Source organism: Sphingomonas citri (assembly GCF_019429485.1).
Classification (GTDB): domain Bacteria; phylum Pseudomonadota; class Alphaproteobacteria; order Sphingomonadales; family Sphingomonadaceae; genus Sphingomonas; species Sphingomonas citri.
Map to the genome: position 1 here is coordinate 119,520 of NZ_JAHXZN010000006.1, position 23,551 is coordinate 143,070.

20 protein-coding genes are annotated in these 23,551 nt (G+C 69.9%); 16 read left to right on the plus strand and 4 right to left on the minus strand.

What is annotated here, in order from left to right; all coding sequences use genetic code 11:
• Positions 1–93: 93 nt before the first annotated feature.
• Positions 94–1,254 (minus strand): mechanosensitive ion channel family protein, encoded by a 1,161-nt coding sequence (locus KZ820_RS15910; RefSeq protein ID WP_219749580.1) that lies wholly within the window; start codon positions 1,252–1,254, stop codon positions 94–96.
• Between the two features lies 1 nt (position 1,255).
• Positions 1,256–2,299: a DNA topoisomerase IB gene (locus KZ820_RS15915; RefSeq protein WP_219749581.1), complete on the minus strand. Its 1,044-nt coding sequence runs from the start codon at positions 2,297–2,299 to the stop codon at positions 1,256–1,258.
• 97 nt (positions 2,300–2,396) lie between these two features.
• Here KZ820_RS15915 and KZ820_RS15920 point away from each other — a divergent pair, with 97 nt between their 5' ends.
• Positions 2,397–2,972: a type 1 glutamine amidotransferase domain-containing protein gene (locus KZ820_RS15920; RefSeq protein ID WP_183921761.1), complete on the plus strand. Its 576-nt coding sequence runs from the start codon at positions 2,397–2,399 to the stop codon at positions 2,970–2,972.
• Positions 2,973–3,019: 47 nt separating this feature from the next.
• Here KZ820_RS15920 and KZ820_RS15925 read toward each other — a convergent pair whose 3' ends face one another.
• Positions 3,020–4,051: a quinone-dependent dihydroorotate dehydrogenase gene (locus KZ820_RS15925; protein WP_219749582.1), complete on the minus strand. Its 1,032-nt coding sequence runs from the start codon at positions 4,049–4,051 to the stop codon at positions 3,020–3,022.
• A gap of 288 nt (positions 4,052–4,339) precedes the next feature.
• Here KZ820_RS15925 and KZ820_RS15930 point away from each other — a divergent pair, with 288 nt between their 5' ends.
• The 15 genes from KZ820_RS15930 to KZ820_RS16000 all read left to right on the plus strand — a co-directional run bounded on the left by KZ820_RS15930 (position 4,340) and on the right by KZ820_RS16000 (position 23,047).
• The gene (locus KZ820_RS15930; protein WP_219749583.1) at positions 4,340–4,783 is read left to right on the plus strand and encodes an SUF system Fe-S cluster assembly regulator; all 444 of its coding nucleotides are present in this window, start codon (positions 4,340–4,342) and stop codon (positions 4,781–4,783) included.
• 1 nt (position 4,784) lies between these two features.
• The gene (gene sufB, locus KZ820_RS15935; RefSeq protein WP_132909706.1) at positions 4,785–6,248 is read left to right on the plus strand and encodes a Fe-S cluster assembly protein SufB; all 1,464 of its coding nucleotides are present in this window, start codon (positions 4,785–4,787) and stop codon (positions 6,246–6,248) included.
• A gap of 95 nt (positions 6,249–6,343) precedes the next feature.
• Positions 6,344–6,712, plus strand: a complete 369-nt coding sequence (locus tag KZ820_RS15940; RefSeq protein WP_308462252.1) for an endonuclease domain-containing protein — start codon at positions 6,344–6,346, stop codon at positions 6,710–6,712.
• Positions 6,713–6,722: 10 nt separating this feature from the next.
• Positions 6,723–7,466: a Fe-S cluster assembly ATPase SufC gene (gene sufC / locus KZ820_RS15945; RefSeq protein ID WP_219749584.1), complete on the plus strand. Its 744-nt coding sequence runs from the start codon at positions 6,723–6,725 to the stop codon at positions 7,464–7,466.
• A 49-nt stretch (positions 7,467–7,515) separates the two neighbouring features.
• Positions 7,516–8,583 carry a SufD family Fe-S cluster assembly protein gene (locus KZ820_RS15950; RefSeq protein WP_219749585.1) on the plus strand — a complete coding sequence of 356 codons (1,068 nt, stop codon included), beginning with the start codon at positions 7,516–7,518 and terminating at the stop codon, positions 8,581–8,583.
• 274 nt (positions 8,584–8,857) lie between these two features.
• Positions 8,858–10,078, plus strand: a complete 1,221-nt coding sequence (locus KZ820_RS15955) for an aminotransferase class V-fold PLP-dependent enzyme (protein WP_219749586.1) — start codon at positions 8,858–8,860, stop codon at positions 10,076–10,078.
• Positions 10,079–10,103: 25 nt separating this feature from the next.
• A complete protein-coding gene (locus KZ820_RS15960; protein ID WP_219749587.1) occupies positions 10,104–10,574 on the plus strand; it encodes an SUF system Fe-S cluster assembly protein in 471 nt (156 codons plus the stop codon).
• Positions 10,574–10,927, plus strand: a complete 354-nt coding sequence (locus KZ820_RS15965) for a HesB/IscA family protein (RefSeq protein WP_219749588.1) — start codon at positions 10,574–10,576, stop codon at positions 10,925–10,927. The genes KZ820_RS15960 and KZ820_RS15965 overlap by 1 nt, the downstream gene beginning before the upstream one ends.
• A gap of 242 nt (positions 10,928–11,169) precedes the next feature.
• Positions 11,170–12,081: a YihY/virulence factor BrkB family protein gene (locus tag KZ820_RS15970; RefSeq protein ID WP_219749589.1), complete on the plus strand. Its 912-nt coding sequence runs from the start codon at positions 11,170–11,172 to the stop codon at positions 12,079–12,081.
• 36 nt (positions 12,082–12,117) lie between these two features.
• On the plus strand, positions 12,118–14,541 hold the full coding sequence (locus KZ820_RS15975; protein ID WP_219749590.1) for a glycogen/starch/alpha-glucan phosphorylase: 2,424 nt from the start codon (positions 12,118–12,120) through the stop codon (positions 14,539–14,541).
• The gene (gene glgB / locus KZ820_RS15980) at positions 14,538–16,703 is read left to right on the plus strand and encodes a 1,4-alpha-glucan branching protein GlgB (protein ID WP_219749591.1); all 2,166 of its coding nucleotides are present in this window, start codon (positions 14,538–14,540) and stop codon (positions 16,701–16,703) included. Before KZ820_RS15975 ends, glgB begins: the two co-directional genes overlap by 4 nt.
• 258 nt (positions 16,704–16,961) lie before the next feature.
• Complete coding sequence (gene glgC / locus KZ820_RS15985) at positions 16,962–18,221, plus strand: glucose-1-phosphate adenylyltransferase (protein ID WP_219749592.1); 1,260 nt, start codon at positions 16,962–16,964, stop codon at positions 18,219–18,221.
• A gap of 1 nt (position 18,222) precedes the next feature.
• Positions 18,223–19,674, plus strand: coding sequence for a glycogen synthase GlgA (glgA, locus tag KZ820_RS15990; RefSeq protein ID WP_219749593.1), 1,452 nt, complete (start codon positions 18,223–18,225; stop codon positions 19,672–19,674).
• A complete protein-coding gene (locus KZ820_RS15995; RefSeq protein WP_219749594.1) occupies positions 19,671–21,290 on the plus strand; it encodes an alpha-D-glucose phosphate-specific phosphoglucomutase in 1,620 nt (539 codons plus the stop codon). Before glgA ends, KZ820_RS15995 begins: the two co-directional genes overlap by 4 nt.
• Positions 21,287–23,047: a glycogen debranching protein gene (locus KZ820_RS16000; RefSeq protein ID WP_308462253.1), complete on the plus strand. Its 1,761-nt coding sequence runs from the start codon at positions 21,287–21,289 to the stop codon at positions 23,045–23,047. The genes KZ820_RS15995 and KZ820_RS16000 overlap by 4 nt, the downstream gene beginning before the upstream one ends.
• Here the strand turns inward: KZ820_RS16000 and KZ820_RS16005 are convergent.
• Positions 23,037–23,528 carry a PilZ domain-containing protein gene (locus KZ820_RS16005; protein WP_219749595.1) on the minus strand — a complete coding sequence of 164 codons (492 nt, stop codon included), beginning with the start codon at positions 23,526–23,528 and terminating at the stop codon, positions 23,037–23,039. The genes KZ820_RS16000 and KZ820_RS16005 overlap by 11 nt on opposite strands.
• Positions 23,529–23,551: the final 23 nt, after the last annotated feature.

The window sequence follows — 23,551 nt, forward strand, 5'->3', positions numbered from 1 at the left end:
GGCTGGGGGTGGGGCGTCGCCGCGGGCGCAGCCTTGGTGGACAGGCCCCACCCCAACCCCTCCCCTGAAGGGGAGGGGCTTCTACTCCCCCCCTCAGCCCCGCGCCGCCTCCGCATAGGGCATCACCAGGGTGCCATCGGGTGCGGCGGTGTAGGTGGTCTGCGTGGGGTAGGCGATGCCGATCTTCTCGTCGGCGAAGCGGCGCATGATCGCCACCATCAGCCGGTCGCGCGTGGCGTGCGCGGTGGCCCAGTCGTCTCCCGGCGTATCGACCTGCAGCGCATAGTCGAGGCTCGACGCGCCGAACGTCTCGAAGCCGCACCGCGCCACCTTGGCGCCCTCCGCCTCGACCAGCTCGGTCAGGATCGCGGGCACGCGCGCCAGCGTGTCGGGCGGCGTCTCATAGGTGACGCCGATCGTGTAGGACACGCGGATGTGGTCGCGCAGCGACGTGTTCTGGATCTCCTTGTCGAGCAGGTTGCGGTTCGAGATGATGCGCAGCTCGCCGGTGAAGGCGCGGATGCGCGTCGACTTCAGCCCGATCGACTCGATCACGCCGCTGGTGGTGCCGTAGCTGACCTTGTCGCCGCGGCGGAACGGGCGGTCGAAGATGATCGCCAGAGCCGCGAACAGGTCGGCGAAGATGCCCTGCGCGGCGAGGCCGATGGCGATGCCGCCGACGCCGAGCCCCGCGACCAGCCCGGTGACGTTGACCCCGAGATTGTCGAGCACCACCACCAAAGCGATCGCGAACACCGCGACGCTGACGAGGAGGCGGATCAGCCCCATCGCGCTCATCAGCGCCTCGCCGGTGTAATGTTCGCCGCGGGTGCGGTGCTCGATCGCGCCGAGGATCAGCTCGCGCGCCCAGATCGCGCCCTGGAAGGTGACCGCCACCTTGAACAGGAAGGCGATCGTCGCGTCGAGCTCGGGCGGGGTCGCGGCATAGCCACTCACCAGCCGCGCCGAGAGCATGATGATGAAGAAGGCGTTGGTGCGCTCCACCGCGCGCCCCAGCACCGCCGACCAGCCCTTGCCCGAGGCGCTCCGCCGCGCCAGCCGCGGGCCGAAGGCGCGCAGCCAGAACAGCAGCAGCGAGAGCGCCACGCCGACACCGAGCGCGACCAGGATCTGCAGCCAATGCTGCTGCAGCCAGGTGACACTCGCGCCGAGCAGGGCTTGGGCCTGGTCGCCGACGCGACCCGTATCGATCGACACGGCCGGCTTGACCGCCGCCGCCTTGCTGTCACTCATCTCAGGCCGCCTTCAGCTCGCACGCGCCGGTCTGCTCGAGGAAGGCAATCAGCCCGCGCTCGGTGCGGGTGAGATACTGGCTGGCGCGGGGCAGCCGCAGCGTCTGGCGGAACGCGGCTTGCGCCGCCTTGTCCTTCCCGAGCTCGATCAAGGCGGGATGGACGTAGGATTTGCGCGCGATCGCGGGCGTGTTGCCGAGCCGCTCCACCACTGGCTCGAGCATCGTCTTGAGCCCGATCGGCGCGGGCGCCTCAACCAGGGCCTCGAACGCGACGACGCTCGCACCCCAGGTGCGGAAATGCTTGGCGGTGAAGCCGTCGCCCATCGCCTCGCGGAGATAGGCGTTGACGTCGGACGAGGTCACCGCGTGCGGCGCGCCATCGTCGCCGACGTACTGGAACAGCTTCTGCCCGGGCAGATCCTGGCACTTCTTGACGAAGCGCGCGAGGCTGCCGTCGGTGATGCGCAGCTTGCGGATCTTGCCCGACTTGGCCTTGTACTGGAGCGCCAGCGTGCTGCCCTTGATCTGCGCGTGGCGGTCGCGCAGCGTGGTCAGGCCGTAGCTCTTGTTGGTCTTGGCATACGTCTCGTTGCCGATGCGCAGCGCCGCCATGTCGAGCAGCTTGACGATCGCGGCGACGGTGCGCTCCTTGCTGTGCGTGCGCTTGTCGAGATCGGCCTCGACGCGCGCCCGCAACTTGGTCAGCGCGCGACCGAACGGGGCGCAGAGGTCGTATTTGGCCGCCTCCTGCTGCGCGCGGTAATCAAGATGATAACGATATTGCTTGCGGCCTTTCTCGTCCCAGCCGACCGCCTGGATGTGGCCGCTCGGGTCGGGGCAGAACCAGGCGTCGGTATAAGCGGGGGGCAGGCCGATCGCGTTGAGCCGGTCGATCTCGTCGCGGTCGGTGATTCGCTTGCCGTCCGCGTCGTGATAGGCCCAGGCGTCGTGACGCGTCTTCCGGCGCGTGATGCCGGGCTCGCCGTCATCGAAATACACGATGTGGCAGCCGCTTACGGTGGTTCGCTCGGCCGGTGCACTCATGTCGCGGGAAATGCGCGGGCTGCCGCATCGTTCCGGAACGGGTGCCCGGCGGCGGGGTTGGGACCGCGTCGTACCGACACGTATCAGGAGATTTCCCATGGCCGACCTGTCGCAAGCCCGCGTGCTGATGCTCGCCGCCGACGGCTTCGAGACGGTGGAGCTGTTCGAGCCGCGCCAGGCGCTGGAAGCCGCCGGCGTCACCGTCACGCTCGCCTCGATCAAGCGCGATCCGATCCAGGGCATGAAGCAGGACATCAACCAGGCCGAGACCGCCACGCCCGACCTCACGCTCGACGAGGTCGAGGTCGATGACTACGACGCGCTGGTGCTGCCGGGCGGGGTCGCCAACCCGGACAAGCTGCGCGTCGAGGCCAAGGCGGTGCAGATCGTCCAGGACTTCATGGACGAGGACAAGATCGTCGCGGCGATCTGCCACGCGCCCTGGCTGCTCGCCGAGGCTGACGTGATCGACGGGCGCCGGCTGACCGGGTTCGAGTCGATTCGCACCGATCTCGAGAACGCGGGCGGCGAAGTGGTCGACGAGGAGGTCGTGGTCGACGACAATCTCATCACCAGCCGTAAGCCCGACGACATCCCCGCCTTCAACAAGGCGATCCTCGCCGCGCTGACCGAGGAACTCGGCGCCGACGAGGAGGAGGAAGAGGAGGCGTAAGGCGCCAGGCGAACCAAGATCCTCCCCTTGCAGGGGAGGATCGTAGGTTAAGCCCCCACCGCCTCCGTCACGCTCGCGAAGCCGTCGCGCGCGAGGCACGCCGCCAGCTCGGACACGATCCGCCGCGGCAACCCCGGCCCGTCGTAGATCAGCGCGGTATAGACCTGCACCAGGCTCGCCCCGGCACGGATCCGCGCATAGGCCTCCGCCCCGCTGCCGATCCCGCCGACGGCGATCAGCGGCAGCGCGCCGCCGGTGGCGCGGCGGAAGTCGGCGAGCCGCTCGGCCGCGAGCGACCGCAGCGGCGCGCCCGACAACCCGCCGGCCTCGCCCGCGTGCGCGCTGCGCAGCGGCGGGCGGCTCACCGTGGTGTTGCTCACGATCAGCGCGTCCACCCGCGCGTCGAGCGCGGCGCGCGCGATCGAGTCGACCAGCGCCGCCTCGAGATCGGGCGCCACCTTGAGGAACAAGGGCGTGGTGCCGCGCGCGGCGACGCAGGCGGCGAGCAGCTCGGCCAGCGCGGCGCCGTGCTGCAGGTCGCGCAGACCCGGCGTGTTGGGCGAGCTGACGTTGATCGTTACGTAATCCGCCACCGGCGCCGCCGCGCTCACCCCCGCGACATAGTCGGCGACGCGGTCGGCCGCGTCCTTGTTGGCGCCGACGTTGATGCCGAGCACGCCGTCGTGGCGCTTCGCCGCCGCGGCGCGCGCCACGCCGGCGGCGAGACCGCCGTTGTTGAAGCCCATGCGGTTGATGATGGCGCGGTCCTCGGCCAGCCGGAACAGTCGCGGGCGCGGGTTACCGGGCTGCGCGCGCGGGGTGAGCGTGCCGACCTCGACCGCGCCGAAGCCGAGCCGCATCAGCCCGGCGATCGCGCGCGCGTCCTTGTCGAGCCCGGCCGCGAGCCCGACCGGGTTGGGAAAGTCGATGCCGGCGACTCGAGTCGTGAGTCGCGGCATCGGGCCGCCCAATGGTCCGCCGAGCGCACCCCAGCGCGCCAGGGCGCCGAGCGCGACGTCGTGCGCGCGCTCGGGCGGCAGCGCCAGCGCGGCGCGGTGGAGGAGGGAGGAAATCGCCATATCGCGTCTGTCGTCGCGTCCCGAAGCGAGATCAAGTCGCGCGATTTGTAAAAAATCGTCTTGAGCGAGATGAATCTATCCAATCCTTGCGCGACGAGCTGTGTGCATAACGCGACTGCGACCCGAAGGGCTTCCGAACGGAAGTTCTTTCCTCAAGGGCCCGGCAGCCACTGCCGGGCCCTTTTTTTGCCCTGATCGCGGTTGATTTCGCCCCGAGGCACGGCCACATGGCAATCGGAACGATCTACTCCGATTTGAGAGTCGATCGCAACTACCGAATGTGGGACGATGCGCCTCTCGAGCCTGACCGATTATGCCGTGGTGCTGCTCACCGCCGCCGCGCGCCACTGCGGCGGGCTGGCGCGGATGAACGCCACGTCGCTCGCCGAGGAGACCGGCGTGCCGCTGCCGACCGCGCAGAAGCTGGTCAGCCGGCTGGCGGCGGCGGGGCTGATCGACAGCACGCGCGGCACCGGCGGCGGGATCCGGCTGGCGCGCCCGCCCGCGACGATCACGCTGGCGGACGTGGTCGAGGCGGTCGAGGGGCCGATCGCGCTCACCGCGTGCGTCGACGCCGCCGAGCACGACTGCGCGATCGAGGGCAATTGCCGCGTCAAGCCGCATTGGAACGCGGTCAATCAGGCGGTCCGCGGCGCGCTCGCGGGGGTGACGCTGGCGTCGCTGGCCGCCGCGCCCGCGCCCGCGCCCGAACAGATGAAGGTTGAGGCATAACATGGCCACGAAGAACGCCGAGGCCCATGCGGCCGTCGCCAAGAAGTATGAGTGGGGCTTCGCCACCGACATCGAGCAGGACTTCGCGCCCAAGGGGCTGAGCGAGGACACCGTCCGCTACATCAGCGCCAAGAAGAACGAGCCCGAGTGGATGCTCGACTGGCGGCTCAAGGCGTTCCGGCTGTGGCAGACGATGCAGGCGCCCGACTGGGCCAAGCTCAACGTGCCGCCGATCGACTATCAGGACGCCTATTATTACGCCGAGCCTAAGCAGAAGAAGACGATCGCCTCGCTCGACGAGCTCGACCCCGAGATCCGTCGCACCTACGAGAAGCTCGGCATCCCGATCGCGGAACAGGAAGTGCTCGCGGGCGTCGAGGGCGCGCGCAAGGTCGCGGTCGACGCGGTGTTCGACTCGGTCTCGGTCGCGACCACCTTCCGCGAGGAGCTCAAGGCGGCGGGGGTGATCTTCCTGTCGATCAGCGAGGCGATCCGCGAATACCCCGATCTCGTTCGCAAGTGGCTGGGCAAGGTGGTGCCGCAGCGCGACAATTATTTCGCGACGCTCAACTCGGCGGTCTTCTCGGACGGCACCTTCGTCTACGTGCCCGAGGGCGTGCGCTGCCCGATGGAGCTCTCCACCTATTTCCGCATCAATGCCGAGAACACCGGCCAGTTCGAGCGCACGCTGATCGTCGCCGACAAGGGCGCCTACGTCAGCTATCTCGAGGGCTGCACCGCGCCGATGCGCGACGAGAACCAGCTCCACGCCGCGGTGGTCGAACTGGTCGCGCTCGACGACGCCGAGATCAAATATTCGACCGTGCAGAACTGGTACCCGGGCGACGAGAACGGCGTCGGCGGCATCTACAATTTCGTCACCAAGCGCGCGCTCTGCCAGGGTCGCAACAGCAAGGTGAGCTGGACCCAGGTCGAGACCGGCTCGGCGATCACCTGGAAATATCCGAGCTGCGTGCTCGCGGGCGAGAACAGCGTTGGCGAGTTCTACTCGGTGGCGGTGACCAACAACCGCCAGCAGGCCGACACCGGCACCAAGATGATCCACCTCGGCAAGGGCTCGCGCTCGACGATCGTGTCGAAGGGCATCTCGGCGGGGCGGTCGGACAATACCTATCGCGGGCTGGTGCGCGTCGCGCCGACCGCGGAGGGCGTGCGCAACTTCACCCAGTGCGACTCGCTGCTGCTGTCGGACCAGTGCGGCGCGCACACCGTGCCCTACATCGAGGTGCGCAACCCCTCGGCGCAGATCGAGCATGAGGCGACCACCTCGAAGATCAGCGAGGACCAGTTGTTCTACGCCATGTCGCGCGGGCTCGACGCGGAGGCGGCGGTGGCGCTGATCGTCAACGGCTTCGCGCGCGAGGTGCTGCAGCAGCTGCCGATGGAGTTCGCGGTCGAGGCGCAGAAGCTGCTGGGGATCTCGCTCGAGGGGAGCGTGGGGTGACGCCGAGGGACGAGAACCGGCGCCTCAACTCCCCTCCCCTTATGGGGAGGGGCCGGGGGTGGGGCCTCTCCGCGAACGCCATCGCCGGCGTCCAAGTGAACGCGCGCGCGCTCCGCAACAACCCCACCGAACCCGAGAAGCGCCTCTGGTCCGCGTTGGCTCGCGCGCAGCTCGGCGGCTTCAAGTTCCGCCGCCAGGCCGCGATCGGCCGCTACGTCGCCGATTTCCTCTGCCCCGCGGCGCGGCTGATCGTCGAGGTCGACGGCGACACCCATGCCGACTCCGTAGCCGACATGGCGCGCGACACCGACCTGCGCGCGCTCGGCTATCGCATCGTCCGCTTCGCCAACGCGGACGTGATGCGGAACCTCGACGGCGTGCTCGCCGCGCTGCTCGCCCAGCTTCCGGCCGTCCCCCCGCGGCGGCGCCCCACCCCAACCCCTCCCCTGCAGGGGAGGGGCTAGAGAGATGACGATGCTCACGATTGACAGTCTTCACGCCGAGATCGACGGCAAGCCGATCCTCAAGGGCCTCACGCTTCAGGTGAACGCGGGCGAGATCCACGCGATCATGGGCCCAAATGGCGCGGGCAAGTCGACGCTCGGCTATGTGCTCGGCGGGCGGCCCGGCTATGAGGTGACCGCCGGCACGGTTACGTTCAACGGCGAGGACCTGCTCGACAAGGAGCCGCACGAGCGCGCCGCCGCGGGATTGTTCCTCGGTTTCCAGTACCCGGTCGAGATCCCGGGCGTGTCGAACGTCCAGTTCCTGCGCGAGAGCCTCAACGCGCAGCGCGCGGTCCGGGCTGAGAAGCCTTTGTCGGGGGCGGAGTTCCTCAAGGTGGCGCGCGCGCAGGCCGACGCGCTCGGGCTCCAGCAGGACATGCTCAAGCGCCCGGTCAACGTCGGCTTCTCGGGCGGCGAGAAGAAGCGCAACGAGATGGTGCAGATGGGGATCATCGATCCCCGGTTCGCGATCCTCGACGAGACCGACTCGGGCCTCGACATCGACGCGTTGCGCGTGGTCGGCGACGGCATCAACCGCATCATGCGCCGGCCCGACAAGGCGGTGCTGCTGATCACCCACTATCAGCGGCTGCTCGACTATGTCCGGCCCGACCGCGTCCACGTGCTGGCGGACGGGCGCATAACGCGCTCGGGCGGGCCGGAACTGGCGCAGCAGCTCGAGCGTGAGGGCTATGCCGAGGTGGCGGCGTGATGTGTCTCCTCGCGTCCTCACCTCAACGTACGCGGCGGAGATCCGCCGCATGAGCGTGCTCGACCTCCCCTCCAACCGCGAGGAAGCGTGGCGCTGGGCCGATCTCGGCGGGATCGCCGCGGCCGCCGCGCTCGCCCCCGTCGCGCGCCCCGACGCGCAGTTCCTCGATCTGCCCGGCGCCAAGCTCCTGTTCGTCGACGGTGAGCTGGACGAAGGCGCGAGCGAGCTGCACCGAGTCAGCGTCGGCGCGATCGCCCCGAGCGACCACCCGCTCGGCCGACGCGCCGCGCGCGGCTGGACGTTGCGGCTCGACGCGCGGGCGGTCGCCGACCCGGTCCAGATCGTCCATGTCGCCACCGGTGCGGAGAACCATCTCGGCGCCGCGATCGAGCTCGGCGACGACGCGGTCGCGCAGGTGATCGAGAGCTTCGTCGGCGCGGGCTGGTCGAACCGCTTCACCAGCGTCCGGCTCGGGCGCGGCGCGCGGCTGTCGCGCGCGGTGCGGCTGACCCAGGCGGCGGGCTTCGTCTCGCTGCGCGACGAGATCGCACTCGGCCAGGCGGCGAGCTTCGTCGGCACCGTGCTCGCGGCGGGCGACCAGGGCGCGCGAGTCGACGCCGCGCTGACGCTGGCGGGCGAGGGCGGCTACGCCGAGTTCGGCGGTGCCTTGCTGACGCGCGACCGGCTCCAGCAGGAGTGCGCGGTGCGCGTGCGCCACGCCGAGCCCAACGGCCAGTCGCACCAATTGTGGCGCGCGGTCGCGGCGGACCAGTCGCAGGCGAGCCTTGCCGCCGCGGTCGAGGTGGCGCGCCACGCGCAGAAGACCGACGGCGAGCAGTCGCTGCGCGGCCTGCTGCTCGACCGCACCGCGACGGTGAACCTCAAGCCCGAGCTGGAGATCTTCGCCGACGACGTGAAATGCGCGCACGGCGCGACCGTGGGCGAGCTCGACGCGCGCGCGCTCTTCTACATGCAGAGCCGCGGCATCCCGGCGGCGCGCGCCAAGGCGCTGCTGACGCACGCCTTCGTCGCCGACGCGCTCGACCGCATCGCCGAGGAGACGGTGCGCGCGGCGTTCGCGGCGGACGCCGCGGCCTGGCTGGAGCGCGCGCTGTGACTTTGTCCTACGCGCGGGTCCGGTGCGAAGGGGCGGGGGTGATGACTCGCGGTTCCTCGAACACCGACACGCGCGTGGGGCACGGGCGTTTGACACGGGCGCACTCACCCCGCCCCTTCAGGGGAGGGGTCGGGGGTGGGGCGTTTCCACGAGGGGAGCATCCGTCGAGGCGCCCCACCCCAACCCCTCCACTGAAGGGGAGGGGCTCGGCACCTCGCGCCGCGCGCCGCATACCCTCCTTCCGACTCAACTTCCGCAACATTGGGGAGCGCGCATGACCGTCCTGATCGCCGATCCCGCCGCGCGCCCGCTCGACGTCGTCGCGGATTTCCCCGCCATCCCCCCCGGCTGGGCCTATCTCGACACCGCCGCCACGGCGCAGAAGCCGCGCGCGGTGATCGACGCGATCACGCGCGGCTACGACACCGATTACGCCACGGTCCACCGCGGCGTGTACCAGCGCTCCGCCGATATGACCCTGGCCTATGAGGCCGCGCGCGAGACCGTCGCACGCTTCGTCAACGCCACGCCCGACGAGATCGTCTTCGTCCGCGGCGCGACCGAGGCGATCAACCTCGTCGCCCAGTCGTTCGCCGCCACGCGCCTCACGGCGGGCGACCGCATCCTGCTCTCCACGCTCGAGCATCACAGCAACATCGTGCCGTGGCAGATGGTGGCCGAGCGAGTCGGCGCCGCGATCGACGTCGTGCCGCTCACCGCCGACCAGCGCATCGACCTCGACGCGATGGCGCGGATGCTCCGCCCCGAGCACAAGCTGGTCGCGCTCGCGCACGTCTCGAACGTGCTCGGCTCGATGCTCGACGTGCGCCGGGCGAGCGAACTCGCGCACGCGGCCGGCGCGACGATCCTGATCGACGGCTGCCAGGCGGTGGCGCGGCTGCCGGTCGACGTGCGCGCGCTCGGCTGCGACTTCTACGTCTTCTCGGGGCACAAGCTGTACGGCCCGACCGGGATCGGCGTGCTGTGGGGCCGGCGCGCACTGCTCGACTCGATGCCGCCCTACCAGGGCGGCGGCTCGATGATCGACCGCGTGTCGTTCGAGCGCACCACCTACGCCCCCGCGCCGACGCGGTTCGAGGCGGGGACGCCGCATATCGTCGGCGCGCTGGGGCTCGCCGCCGCGATCGGCTATGTGCAGGGGATCGGGCTCGAGCGGATCCACGCGCACGAGACCGCGCTGGTGGCGCAGGCGCGCGAGGCGCTCGGGCGGATCAACTCGGTGCGCGTGCTCGGGCCGGCGGACAGCGCCGGGATCGTCTCCTTCGCGATGGAGGGGGTGCATCCGCACGACATCGGCACCATCTTGGACGAGTCGAAGGTGGCGATCCGCGCCGGCCATCATTGCGCGCAGCCGCTGATGGCGGCGCTGGGCGTCGAGGCGACCGCGCGCGCCAGCTTCGGCGTGTACAACGGCCCCGACGACGTCGCCGCGCTGGCAGCGGGGATCGAGCGCGTGGCCCGGATCTTCGGATGACGGTTTTGGATAGGGACGAGGGACGATGAGCGACCCGATCAAGGTCGAGGAAGTCGAGACGGTGCAGGCACCGCCGCGCGCCAAGGTGTCCGACGCGGTCGAGCCCGCGGGCGGCGAGAGGCGGCAGCGCGACTACCTCGCCGGCTTCCTGGCGCAGCAGCCCGCCGGCGGCGAGGCGCCGCACGAGCCCGGCGGCGCGCTGTACGAGGGCGTGATCGACGCGCTCAAGGAGATCTACGACCCCGAGATCCCGGTGAACATCTACGACCTGGGCCTGATCTACGCGGTCGAGGTGACCGACGCAGGGCAGGCGACGGTGACGATGACGCTGACGACGCCCAACTGCCCGGTCGCCGAGTCGATGCCGGGCGAGGTGGAAATGCGCGTCGCCGCGGTGCCCGGGATCGCCTTCGCCGACGTCAATCTGGTGTGGGATCCGCCGTGGGATCCGCAGAAGATGTCGGACGACGCCAAGCTCGAACTGGGGATGCTGTGATGGTCACCACCCTGCGCGCGCGCCCCGCCGCGCTGAACCTCACCGCGAGCGCCGAGGCGCGCATCGCCGAGCTGATGCGCAAGGCGCCCGAGGGCGCGATCGGGGTGAAGCTGTCGACGCCGCGGCGCGGCTGCTCGGGGCTGGCCTATTCGGTCGATTATGTCGAGGCGGCGAGCACGATGGACGAGCGGATCGAGACGCCGGGCGGGGTGCTGTTCGTCGACGGCGCGTCGCTGCTCTACCTGATCGGCTCGACGATGGACTGGGTCGAGGACGATTTCACCGCTGGGTTCGTGTTCAACAATCCCAACGCCAAGGGTGCGTGCGGCTGCGGGGAGAGCTTCACGGTGTGAAGCGGGGCATCCTGGCTCTCGCTCACTCTCGTTCGTGCTGAGGAGCCACTGAGCTCGTCGAAGTGGCGTCTCGAAGCACCGGCGCGACGGTCGCGGAGGTGCTTCGGGACGAGGCTTCGACGTCGCTCAGCCTCTCCTCAGCACGAACGGGAGTGACAACGCACCGACGACATCCCGACCCGTTCACCTCGCGCAACAATTCTCCACGGACCCTCCGTCGCGCTGCGGCGTTGCCCGGGATAATGCGAGTCGACCTCTCTTCCGCCGACCTGTGGCGCTCCTTCCGCGCCGACTGGTGGGGCCAGCTCAAGCGCGCCTACACCGCCTCCAACGACGACAATCTCGGTCTGATCGCGGCGGGCGCGGCCTTCTACATCATCTCGTCGATCGCGCCGATCCTGGCCGTGACGGTGCTGGGCTACGGCCTGTTCGCCGACGCGCAGACGGTGCAGGAGGATATCCGCGCGCTGTTCGCCGCTTTCCCGCGCGACGTCGCGGTGCTGATCGGCCAGCAGCTCGACACGGTGGTGTCGGGCTCGCAGGGCAAGAAGGGGCTCGGCATCATCCTGGCGCTGGCGATCGCGCTGTACGGCGGCAGCAAGGCCGCCACCTCGATGATGACCGCGCTCAACGTCGCCTATGAGGTGAAGGACAAGCGCAGCTTCGTTATCTGGACGCTCACCTCCTTCGCGATCGTCCTCGCCGGCGTGGTGCTGGTGCTGACCGGCATCGCCGCGAGCGCGCTGGCCGCCTTCATCGGCACGCTAATCCCGTGGTTCCCGGCCGTGGTGCTGGTGGTGATCCGGATCGCGACCTATCTCGCGCTCGCATTGCTGGTGATCACCGGCGCGTCGCTGCTGTTCCGCTTCGGCCCCTACCGGCCTGGGGCGAGGCTGCGCTGGGCGACGCCGGGGACGGTGGTGGCGACCGCGGTGTGGCTGCTCGCGAACGTCGGGTTCAGCCTCTATGTCGCCAATTTCGGCAATTACGGCGCGACCTACGGCTCGCTCAGCGCGATCATCGTGGTGCTCACCTGGCTGTGGATCAGCGTCTACGCCTTCCTGCTCGGCGCCGCGCTCGACGTGCAGGCCTATCGCGGCCGGAGCGATCATCCCGCCATCTCGGACATAGCCACCGCGCCGCCGCGGGGTTAGGGTCCGCATCGACTTCATCGCCCGGGGGCCAGACACTTGACCGCGACCACCGACGTCAGCGAGCGCGGGCCGCTCGCGCTCGCCATCATCGACACGCTCGTCCATCGCATCGGCAAGGACGAGCGCGCCGCGCGCCCGCATGACTGGCTCGAGGCGACGATCCTCACGCTGCGCAACGAGATCATCGAGCGCTGGATGGAATCGACCAAGGCCGCGCACGCCGCCGGCGCGAAGCGGGTCTATTATCTCAGCCTCGAGTTCCTGATCGGCCGGCTGCTGCGCGACACGCTCGCCAATCTGCGCCACCGCGACGAGGTCGGCGACGCGCTCCGGCAGCTCGGCGTCGACCTTTCCGCGATCGAGGAGCTGGAGCCCGACGCCGCGCTCGGCAACGGCGGCCTCGGCCGGCTGGCGGCCTGTTTCATGGAGAGCCTGGCGACGCTCGACCTGCCCGCCTATGGCTATGGCATCCGCTACGTGAACGGCATGTTCCGCCAGCGCATCGACGACGGCTGGCAGGTCGAGCTGCCCGAGACCTGGCTGGCGCACGGCAACCCCTGGGAGTTCGAGCGGCGCGAGAGCGCCTATTTCGTCGGCTTCGGCGGCGAGGTGACCGGCGACGAGGCCGGCCGCGTCCACTGGAAGCCGGGCGAGGCGGTCGAGGCGGTCGCGGTCGACACGCCCGTGGTCGGCTGGCGCGGCAAGCGGGTGAACACGCTGCGGCTGTGGACCGCGCGCAGCCTCGACCCGTTCAAGCTCGACGCCTTCAACCGCGGCGACTTCGAGGGCGCGATGGCGGACCAGCTCCGCGCCGAGAGCCTGGTGCGCGTGCTCTACCCCAATGATTCCACCGCGGCGGGGCAGGAGCTGCGGCTGCGCCAGGAATATTTCTTCTCCTCGGCGTCGATCCAGGACATCGTCCGCCGCCACATCCAGTATTTCGGTGACATCCGCACGCTGCCCGATCGCGCCGCGATCCAGCTCAACGACACGCATCCCGCGGTGGCGGTGGCCGAGCTGATGCGGCTGCTGGTCGATCACCACGAGCTCGACATGGACGCGGCCTGGGCGATCACCCGCGCCACCTTCGGCTATACCAACCACACGCTGCTGCCCGAGGCGCTGGAGAGCTGGCCGCTGCCTTTGTTCGAGCGGCTGCTGCCGCGTCACATGCAATTGGTCTACGCGATCAACGCCAAGCTGCTGCGTGAGGCGCGCGCGGCCGAGGGGATCGACGATCGCGCCATCGCCGCGATCAGCCTGATCGACGAGGGTGGCGAGCGCCGCGTGCGCATGGCCAACCTCGCCTTCGCGGGCGCGCACAGCGTCAACGGCGTGGCGGCGCTCCACACGCAGCTGATGAAGTCGACCGTCTTCGCCGACCTCCACCGCCTCTACCCCGACCGGATCAACAACAAGACCAACGGCATCACGCCGCGGCGCTGGCTGCAGGGCTGCAACCCCGCCCTGACGTCGCTGATCGCGGAGGCGATCGGGCCCGACTTCACCGACGACGCGCAGAAGCTGCCCGCGCTCGCTCCCTTCGCCGAGGACGCGGGCTTCCGCGAGAGATTCGCCGCGGTGAAGCGCGCCAACAAGGTCGCGCTGGCCGAGCACGTCCGCGACACGATCGGCCTGCGGCTCGATCCCGACGCGATCTTCGATGTCCAGATCAAGCGCATCCACGAGTATAAGCGCCAGCTGCTCAACTTGATCGAGACGGTGGCGCTGTACGACCAGATCCGGAGCCATCCCGAGCGCGACTGGACCCCGCGCGTGAAGCTGTTCGCGGGCAAGGCGGCGTCGAGCTACGTCAACGCCAAGCTGATCATCAAGCTGGCCAACGACGTGGCGCGGCGGATCAACGGCGATCCCAGCATCGGCGGGCTGCTCAAGGTGGCGTTCCTGCCCAATTACAACGTGAGCCTGGCCGAGCGGATGGTGCCGGCGGCCGATCTCTCCGAGCAGATCTCCACCGCGGGGATGGAGGCCTCGGGCACGGGCAACATGAAGTTCGCGCTCAACGGCGCGCTGACGATCGGCACGCTCGACGGCGCCAACATCGAGATCCGCGACCAGGTCGGCGCCGACAACATCGTGATCTTCGGGATGACCGCGGAGGAGGTAGCAGCGAAGCGCGCCGGTGGGTACGCACCCCGCGCGGTGATCGAAAATTCGGCGGAGCTGGCGCAGGCGGTGAACGCGATCGCGTCTGGGGTGTTCTCGCCGGATGACCCGAACCGCTACCGCGATCTCATGAACGGCCTGTACGACCACGATTGGTTCATGGTCGCGGCCGACTTCGACGCCTATGCCGCCGCGCAGCGCGAGGTCGACCGCCGCTGGGGCGACCGCGACGGCTGGCAGCGCAGCGCGATCCGCAACACGGCGAACATGGGCTGGTTCTCGTCTGATCGCACGATCGGCGAGTATGCGCGTGAGATCTGGGGCGTGCTGTGAGGCCGCCGGCAGCAGCGATCGACGCGCTGCTCGACGGCACCAGCGCCGATCCCTTCGCTCTGCTCGGCGCGCATGCCGGGCCCGGGGGCACGTTCGCGCGCGCCTGGATACCGGGCGCGGAGAGCGCCGAGCCGCACACGCTCGCGGGCGCGCCGCTCGGCACGCTCGACCGCGTCGACGACCGCGGCTTGTTCGAGGGCGTGATCGAGGGCGATCCGCAGCCGCTGCGCTACCGCGCGCGCGGCGGCGGGGCGGAATGGTGGGTGACCGACCCGTACAGCTTCGGCCCCGTGCTCGGCCCGGTCGACGACCTGCTGATGAACGAGGGTACGCACTTCCGCCTCTACGACAAGCTCGGCGCGCACCTGCTCCACCACGAGGGCGCGGATGGCGTGCATTTCGCGGTGTGGGCGCCCAACGCGCGGCGCGTCGCGTTGGTGGGCGACTTCAACGACTGGGACGCGCGCCGCCACGGCATGCGGCTGCGCGCCGACACCGGCGTGTGGGAGATCTTCCTCCCCGACATCGGCGCCGGCCGCGCCTACAAATATGCCATCACCGGCCCCGACGGCGTGATGCAGCCGCTCAAGGCCGACCCGTACGCCTTCGCCGCCGAGCTGCGCCCGAAGACCGCCTCGCTCACCACCGCGCCGCCGACCCACGAATGGGGGGACGATGCGCACCGCGACGCCTGGGCCTCGGTCGACCCGCGGCGCGTCCCGATCAGCATCTACGAGGTTCACGCCGGCAGCTGGGACCGCGACGAGAACGGCTGGTATCTCAGCTGGGACCAGCTCGCCGAGCGGTTGATCCCCTATGCCGTGGCGATGGGCTTCACGCACATCGAGTTCATGCCGATCTCGGAACATCCCTACGATCCGAGCTGGGGCTATCAGACCACCGGGCTGTTCGCGCCCAGCGCGCGCTTCGGCGACCATGAGGGGTTCGCGCGCTTCGTCGACGGCGCGCACCGCGCCGGCCTCGGCGTGCTGCTCGACTGGGTGCCGGCGCACTTCCCGACCGACGCGCACGGGCTCGCGCATTTCGACGGCACCGCTTTGTACGAGCACCAGGATCCGCGGCTGGGCTACCATCCCGACTGGAACACCGCGATCTACAATTTCGGGCGGCGCGAGGTGTCCGCCTTCCTCGTCAACAACGCTTTGTTCTGGGCCGAGCGCTACCATGTCGACGGGCTGCGCGTCGATGCGGTGGCGTCGATGCTGTACCGCGACTATTCGCGCAAGGCCGGCGAGTGGATCCCCAATACCGAGGGCGGTCGCGAGAATTGGGAAGCGGTGAACTTCCTGCGCGCCACCAACAAGGCGGTCTACGCGCGTCATCCCGGCGTGATCACCGTGGCGGAAGAGTCGACCAGCTGGCCCGGTGTGACCACGCCCGCCTATGACGAGGGCGCCGCCAGCGCGCTGGGCTTCGGCTTCAAGTGGAACATGGGCTGGATGCACGACACGCTCCAGTACATGGCGCGCGACCCGATCCACCGCCGCCACCACCACCACAACATCACCTTCGGGCTGGTCTACGCCTTCAGCGAGAATTTCGTCCTGCCGATCAGCCACGACGAGGTGGTGCACGGCAAGGGCTCGATGCTCACCAAGATGGCCGGCGACGACTGGCAGAAGTTCGCCAACCTGCGCGCCTATTATGCGATGATGTGGGGCTATCCCGGCAAGAAGCTGCTGTTCATGGGGCAGGAGTTCGCGCAGCGCCAGGAGTGGAGCGAGGAGCGCGCGCTCGACTGGGGGCTGACCAACTCGTCCGCGCACGACGGGGTGCGCAAGCTCGTGCGCGATCTCAACAAGGTCTATCGCGAGCGGCGGGCGTTGCACGCGCGCGACTGTGAGGCCGAGGGGTTCGAGTGGCTGATCGGCGACGACGCGGAGAACTCGGTGTTCGCCTGGCTGCGTCGCGCGCCCGGTGCGCCGCCGGTAGCGGTGATCGTGAACATGACCCCGGTGGCGCGGATGCCCTATCGCGTGCCGCTGCCGCTAGAGGGACGCTGGCGCGAGCTGATCAACTCGGACGCGCAGGAATATTGGGGGTCGGGGCTCGGCAATCTCGGCGGCGTCGTCGCGGCGGCGGGCTATGCTGATGTGACCCTGCCGCCGCTGGCGACCGTGATGCTGGAGTTCGAAGAGTGAACCGCGGTCAGAAGATTCGCGTGAGCACCGCGATGATCATGGCCCAGGCCAGGATCGAGGGAATAATGGCCGTCATCAACCCGCGGATCAGACCGTCGGGCGAACGATACGGATATGCGCGATCCATTGCAGATCCTCTCTTATCATTGTCGTTCCTTGATACGCCATCACTGACTGAGCAACGCGGAATCTGCTCGAGCGTTCCGAACCTAACCGGCCGACGCGCGGCAGTAAAGACGATACAGGGAGGAGTCTGACGTGGACGAACGCAGAGGTCAGCCGCTGGCACGTGACGCCATGGCCTATGTTCTGGCCGGCGGGCGCGGGAGCCGCCTCAAGGAACTTACCGATACGCGAGCGAAACCAGCCGTCTATTTCGGGGGCAAGAGCCGGATCATCGATTTCGCGCTGTCCAACGCGATCAACTCGGGCATCCGGCGGATCGGTGTCGCGACGCAATACAAGGCGCACTCGCTGATCCGCCACCTGCAGCGCGGCTGGAACTTCCTCCGCCCCGAGCGCAACGAGAGCTTCGACATCCTGCCCGCCTCGCAGCGTATCAGCGAGTTCCAATGGTATGAGGGCACCGCCGACGCGGTCTACCAGAACATCGACATCATCCAGGACATCGCGCCCGAGTTCATGGTGATCCTGGCGGGCGACCACATCTACAAGATGGACTATGAGATCATGCTGCGGCAGCACTGCGACAGCGGTGCCGACGTGACCGTGGCTTGCCTCGAAGTGCCGCGGCACGAGGCCAGCGCGTTCGGCGTGATGCACGTCGACGAGCAGGACCGGATCATCGACTTCGTCGAGAAGCCCGCCGACCCGCCCTCGATCCCGGGCCAGCCCGATCTCGCGCTCGCCAGCCTCGGCATCTACGTCTTCCACACTCGGCTGCTGATCGACCAGCTCCGCCGCGACGCCGCGACCGAAGGATCGGCGCGCGACTTCGGCAAGGACATCATCCCGTACCTGGTCAAGAACGGCAACGCCTATGCGCACCGCTTCTCCGCCAGCTGTGTCCGCTCGCCCGAGGAGCCCGCGGCCTATTGGCGCGACGTCGGCACGGTCGACGCCTATTGGGAGGCGAGCATCGACCTCACCGACGTGGTGCCGCAGCTCGACCTCTACGACCGCGAGTGGCCACTGTGGACCTACTCGGAGCTGACCCCGCCGGCCAAGTTCGTCCACGACATCGAGGGCCGGCGCGGCCAGGCGGTGTCGAGCCTGATCGCGGGCGACACGATCATCTCGGGCTCGAACGTGCATCGCAGCCTGGTGTCCACCGGGGTGCGCGCGCACAGCTTCTCGTCGCTCGACGAGGCGGTGGTGCTGCCCTATTGCCACATCGGCCGCGGCGCCAAGCTGAGCAAGGTGGTGCTCGACCGCGGCGTGATCATCCCCGACGGGCTGATCGTCGGCGAGGATCCGGAGGCCGACGCGCAGCGCTTCCGTCGTACCGACAAGGGGGTGTGCCTGATCACCCAGCCGATGATCGATCGCCTCGGCTGACATGGCGCTCTCGGTCCTCTCGGTCGCGTCCGAGGCCTATCCGCTGGTGAAGACCGGGGGGCTCGGCGACGTCGTCGGCGCGCTGCCCGCCGCGCTGGCGCCGCACGGCGTGGATGTCACCACCTTCCTGCCGGGCTATCCGCGCGTCCTCGCCGCGCTGGAGGCGGGCGGCGCGCCGCTGCACCGCTGGCCCGACCTGCTCGGCGCGCCGGCGCAGCTGCTCGAGGGCGAGATCGCGGGGCACCGCCTGCTGGTGCTCGACGCACCCGGCTATTTCGCGCGCGAGGGCGGACCCTATGGTGACCCGGCCGGGCGCGACTGGGACGACAATTGGCGCCGCTTCGCCGCCTTCGCGCGCGCCGCGGCGGACGTGGCGGGCGGCGCGGTGGCGGGCGAGCGCTACGACGTGCTCCACGCGCACGACTGGCAGTCGGGGCTGGCGCCGGCCTATCTCCGCTTCGCCCCGCCGGCGCCGGACGCGCCGCGCACGGTGATGACGATCCACAACATCGCCTTCCAGGGCCGCTACGACGCTGGCATCTTCGCCTCGCTGGCGCTGCCGGCGCTCGCCTTCGCGGTCGACGGCGTCGAATATTACGGCGGGGTCGGCTACCTGAAGGCAGGGCTCGAGTCCGCCGACGCGATCACGACGGTGAGCCCGACCTACGCGCGCGAGATCCTCTCGCCCGACTTCGGCATGGGGCTGGAGGGGCTGATCCGCACGCGCCAGCGCCGCGTCAGCGGGATCGTCAACGGCATCGACACCGCGGTGTGGTCGCCGTCCGCCGACCCGTCGCTGCCGGCGCGCTACGACGCCGCCACGCTCACCCGTCGCGCCACCAACAAGCGCGCGGTGGAGCAGGCGTTCGACCTCGACCCCGGCGACGGCCCGATCTTCTGCGTCGTCAGCCGGCTGACGTGGCAGAAGGGGATGGACGTGCTCGCCGACGCGATCCCCGCGCTGGTCGAGCGCGGCGCCCGACTGGCGCTGCTCGGCTCGGGCGACGCCTGGCTCGAACAGGCCTTCCGCGACGCCGCCGAGCGCTTCCCCGGCCAGGTCGGCGTGCGGCTTGGCTATGACGAGGCGCTGTCGCACCTGCTCCAGGCGGGCAGCGACGCGATCCTGATCCCGTCGCGGTTCGAGCCGTGCGGGCTGACCCAGCTCTATGGCCTCGCCTATGGCTGCGTCCCCGTGGTGGCGCGCACCGGCGGGCTGGCGGACACCGTGATCCACGCCAACGCCGCCGCGCTGGCGGCGGGGGTTGCCACGGGTATCCAGTTCGATACCGTCACATACGAGTCACTGGTGGGTGCGATCGCACTGGCGACCGACCTCCACGCCGATGCCGAGCGCTGGGAGCAGATCCAGCGCGCCGGCATGGCGGCCGATTTCTCATGGGCGACGAGCGGTCGCCGTTACGCGTCATTGTACAGGGAGCTGCTCGCCGCATGATCGTCACCACCGCCACCACGCCGTTCGACGACCAGAAGCCCGGCACCTCGGGGCTGCGCAAGAAGGTGCGCGTGTTCGAGCAGCCCAACTACGCCGAGAACTTCATCCAGTCGGTGTTCGACGTGGTCGAGGGCAAGCAGGGCGCCACGCTCGTGATCGGCGGCGACGGCCGCTACCTCAACCGGGTCGTCATCCAGAAGGCGATCCGCATGGCCGCGGCCGCGGGCTTCGCGCGCGTGGTGGTAGGGCAGGGCGGGATCCTCTCGACCCCCGCGGCCTCGAACGTGATCCGCCAGCGCGGTGCGCTCGGCGGGCTGGTGCTGTCGGCGAGCCACAACCCCGGCGGCCCCGACGAGGACTTCGGGATCAAGTACAACGTCTCGAACGGCGGTCCCGCGCCCGAGAAGGTGACCGAGGCGATCCACGCGCGCACGCTGTCGCTCAGCGAGTGGCACGCCGCCGACAGCGCCGACGTCGACCTCGACACGCTCGGCGAGGTGACGGTGGAGGGCATGATCGTCGAGGTGATCGACCCCGTCGCCGATTACGCCGCGCTGATGGAGCGCCTGTTCGACTTCGCCGCGATCCGCGCCGCCGGGCTCACCGTCGCGTTCGACGCGATGAGCGCGGTGACGGGGCCCTATGCGACCGAGATCCTCGAGCGTCGTCTCGGCTTCGCGCCGGGCACGGTGCGCAACGGCACGCCGCTGGAGGATTTCGGCGGCCATCATCCCGACCCCAACCTCGTCCACGCGCACGAGCTGTACGAGCTGATGATGTCCGCCGACGCGCCTGATTTCGGCGCGGCCTCGGACGGCGACGGCGACCGCAACCTGATCATCGGGCGCAACCGCTTCGTCACGCCCTCGGACAGCCTCGCGATGCTCGCCGCCAATGCGCATCTCGCGCCGGGGTACAAGGACGGGCTCAAGGGCATCGCGCGCTCGATGCCGACCAGCGCCGCGGCCGACCGCGTCGCCGAGAAGCTCGGCATTCCCTCGTACGAGACGCCGACCGGCTGGAAGTTCTTCGGCAATTTGCTCGACGCGGGCATGGCGACGATCTGCGGCGAGGAGAGCGCGGGTACCGGCAGCGACCATGTCCGCGAGAAGGACGGGCTGTGGGCGGTGCTGCTGTGGCTCAACATCCTGGCGGCGACAGGCAAGAGCGTCGACCAGATCGCGCGCGAGCATTGGGCGACCTACGGCCGCAACTATTATGCGCGCCACGATTACGAGGGCGTCGACAGCGCGGCGGCGGACACGCTGATGCGCGAGCTGCGCGGCAAGCTCACGACGCTGCCGGGGACGAGCGTCGCCGGGCTGACGATCGCCGAGGCCGACGACTTCGCCTATGAGGATCCGACCGACGGCTCGGTCAGTCGCAACCAGGGGGTGCGCGTGCTGTTCGAGGGCGGCAGCCGCGTCGTCTTCCGCCTCTCGGGCACGGGCACCAGCGGCGCGACTCTGCGCGTCTATCTCGAGCGCTACGAGCCCGCGGGCGGGTCGGTCGACGCCGAGACCGGCGATATGCTCGCCGACATCGTCGCCGCGGCCGAGCAGCTCGCCGCGATCCGCCAGCACACCGGTCGCGAGCGCCCCGATGTCGTGACGTGACCGCGGTCATCGAGGCGGGCGGCGTCACCTTCGCGGTGCGCGCGCCCGCCGCGGCGGCGCTGTGGCTGTGCCTGTTCGACGGCGAGGTGGAGAACCGCGTCGCGATGGTGCGCGACGGCGATGGCTGGCGCGTCCACGTCGCCGGCGTGGACGAGGGCGCGCGCTACGGCTTCCGCGCCGAGGGCGACGCGCCGTTCGACGTCGCCAAGCTGCTCGTCGACCCGCACGCGACCGAGCTCGACCGAGCCTTCGCCTATGACCCGCGGCTGGCCGAATACGGCGCCGACACCGCCGCGCTGGTGCCCAAGGCGATCGTGCGCGCCCCGCTGCCGCCGCTAGACCTGCCGCCGCTCACCCGCGCGGGCGGGCTGATCTACGAGATCAACGTCCGCGGCTTCACCATGCTGCACCCCGACGTGCCCGCCGCGCAGCGCGGCACCGTCGCGGCGCTGGCGCACCCCGCGGTGATCGCGCACCTGCGCAAGATCGGGGTCGACACGGTCGAGCTGATGCCGATCACCGCCTGGATCGACGAGCGCCACCTGCCGCCGCTGGGCTTGCGCAACGCCTGGGGCTATAACCCGGTGGTGCCGATGGCGCTCGACCCGAGGCTGGTGCCCGGCGGCCTGCGCGAGCTGCGCGAGACGGTCGCGGCGCTGCGCGTGGCGGGGATCGGCACGGTCCTCGACCTCGTCTTCAATCACACCGGCGAGAGCGACCTGCTCGGCCCGACGCTGTCGCTGCGCGGGCTCGACGACAGCGCTTACGCGCGCGCCGCTGACGGCACGCTGATCAACGACACGGGTACCGGCAACACGCTCGATTTCTCGCGGGCCTGGGTGCGCGCGCTGGTGTGCGACTCGCTGCGCCACTTCGTCGCGCAGGCGGGCGTCGACGGCTTCCGTTTCGACCTCGCCACGGTGATGGCGCGCGGTCCCGGCTTCGCCGCCGACGCGCCGATCTTCGCCGAGTTCGCCGCCGACCCGCTGCTGCGCGACCGCGTGATGATCGCCGAGCCGTGGGACACCGGCCCCGGCGGCTATCAGCTCGGCGCGTTCCCCGACGGCTGGTGGGAGTGGAACGACCGATACCGCGACGACGTGCGCCGCTTCTGGCGCGGCGACGGCGGCATGGGCGCGCTGGCGACGCGGCTGTCGGGTTCGAGCGACGTGTTCGGCGCTGAGCGCACCCGCGGGGTGAGCTTCGTCGCCGCGCATGACGGCTTCTCGCTCGCCGACCTCGTCGCGCACGCCGAGCGCCATAACCACGCCAACGGCGAGGACAATCGCGACGGCCACGGCGGCGAGATCGCGTGGAACAACGGCGTCGAGGGCGCGAGCGACGATCCCGCGGTGCTGGCCCGCCGCGCCGCCGACGTACGCGCACTGCTGGCGACGCTGTTCGCCACGCGGGGTACCATCATGCTGACCGCGGGCGACGAGTTCGGCCGCACCCAGCGCGGCAACAACAACGCCTACGCGCAGGACAATGCCACCACCTGGCTCGACTGGGTGGGACGCGACGTCGCGCTGGAGGACGTCGTCGCCGAGCTGGCGGCACGGCGCCGCGCGCTACCCGCGCTGCGCGATCCGGCGCTGCGGCACGACGCGCATTGGTACCGGCCCGATGGCGCGCCGATGCGCGACTCCGACTGGGACGGCGCCGATGACGTCGAGCTGCGGCTGCCGGAGTTCACCGTCCGCGTCGACCGCGCGGCCCGTCGGGTGGAGGTACGCGCGGTGCCGCTCAGCCGCTGATCGCGACCGGCGCGGCGTTGCTGCTCGCCTCGACGACGCGTCGCAGCTCGTGCGAGTTGAGCGTCTTCATGAACTCGCAGCCGAACACGTCACCGTCGTGCCAGGCGATCCGCGCGTGGTGCTCGCTGCCCCCCGGCAGCGAGAACTTGAGCAACGTCCCGACGGCGAGCGGCAGCGAGATGCGCGCGCGCAGCCCGTTGGCGGAGACGTCGAGGATGGTCACCGAGATCGCGACGCGCGCCATCGCGCGGCACTCGGTGCTGAAGCGCGGGTCGCGCCGGTTGTCGATACTGGGCTGCGAGGCCACGCGGAACATCCCCCTTGGTGTCGGAACGGACGTTAGCATCTGCTGGTTAACGATCGGTAAGGCGGGATGAACGCGGCGGAAGGAGTGGAGCGGGTGACGCGGGCCGAGCTGGAGCAGCGCGTTCTTCACCGGCGACACATCGTCGGGCGGCAGCGGCACCGCCCGGGCGATCAAACGTCGGCATGATGGCCCGTGAT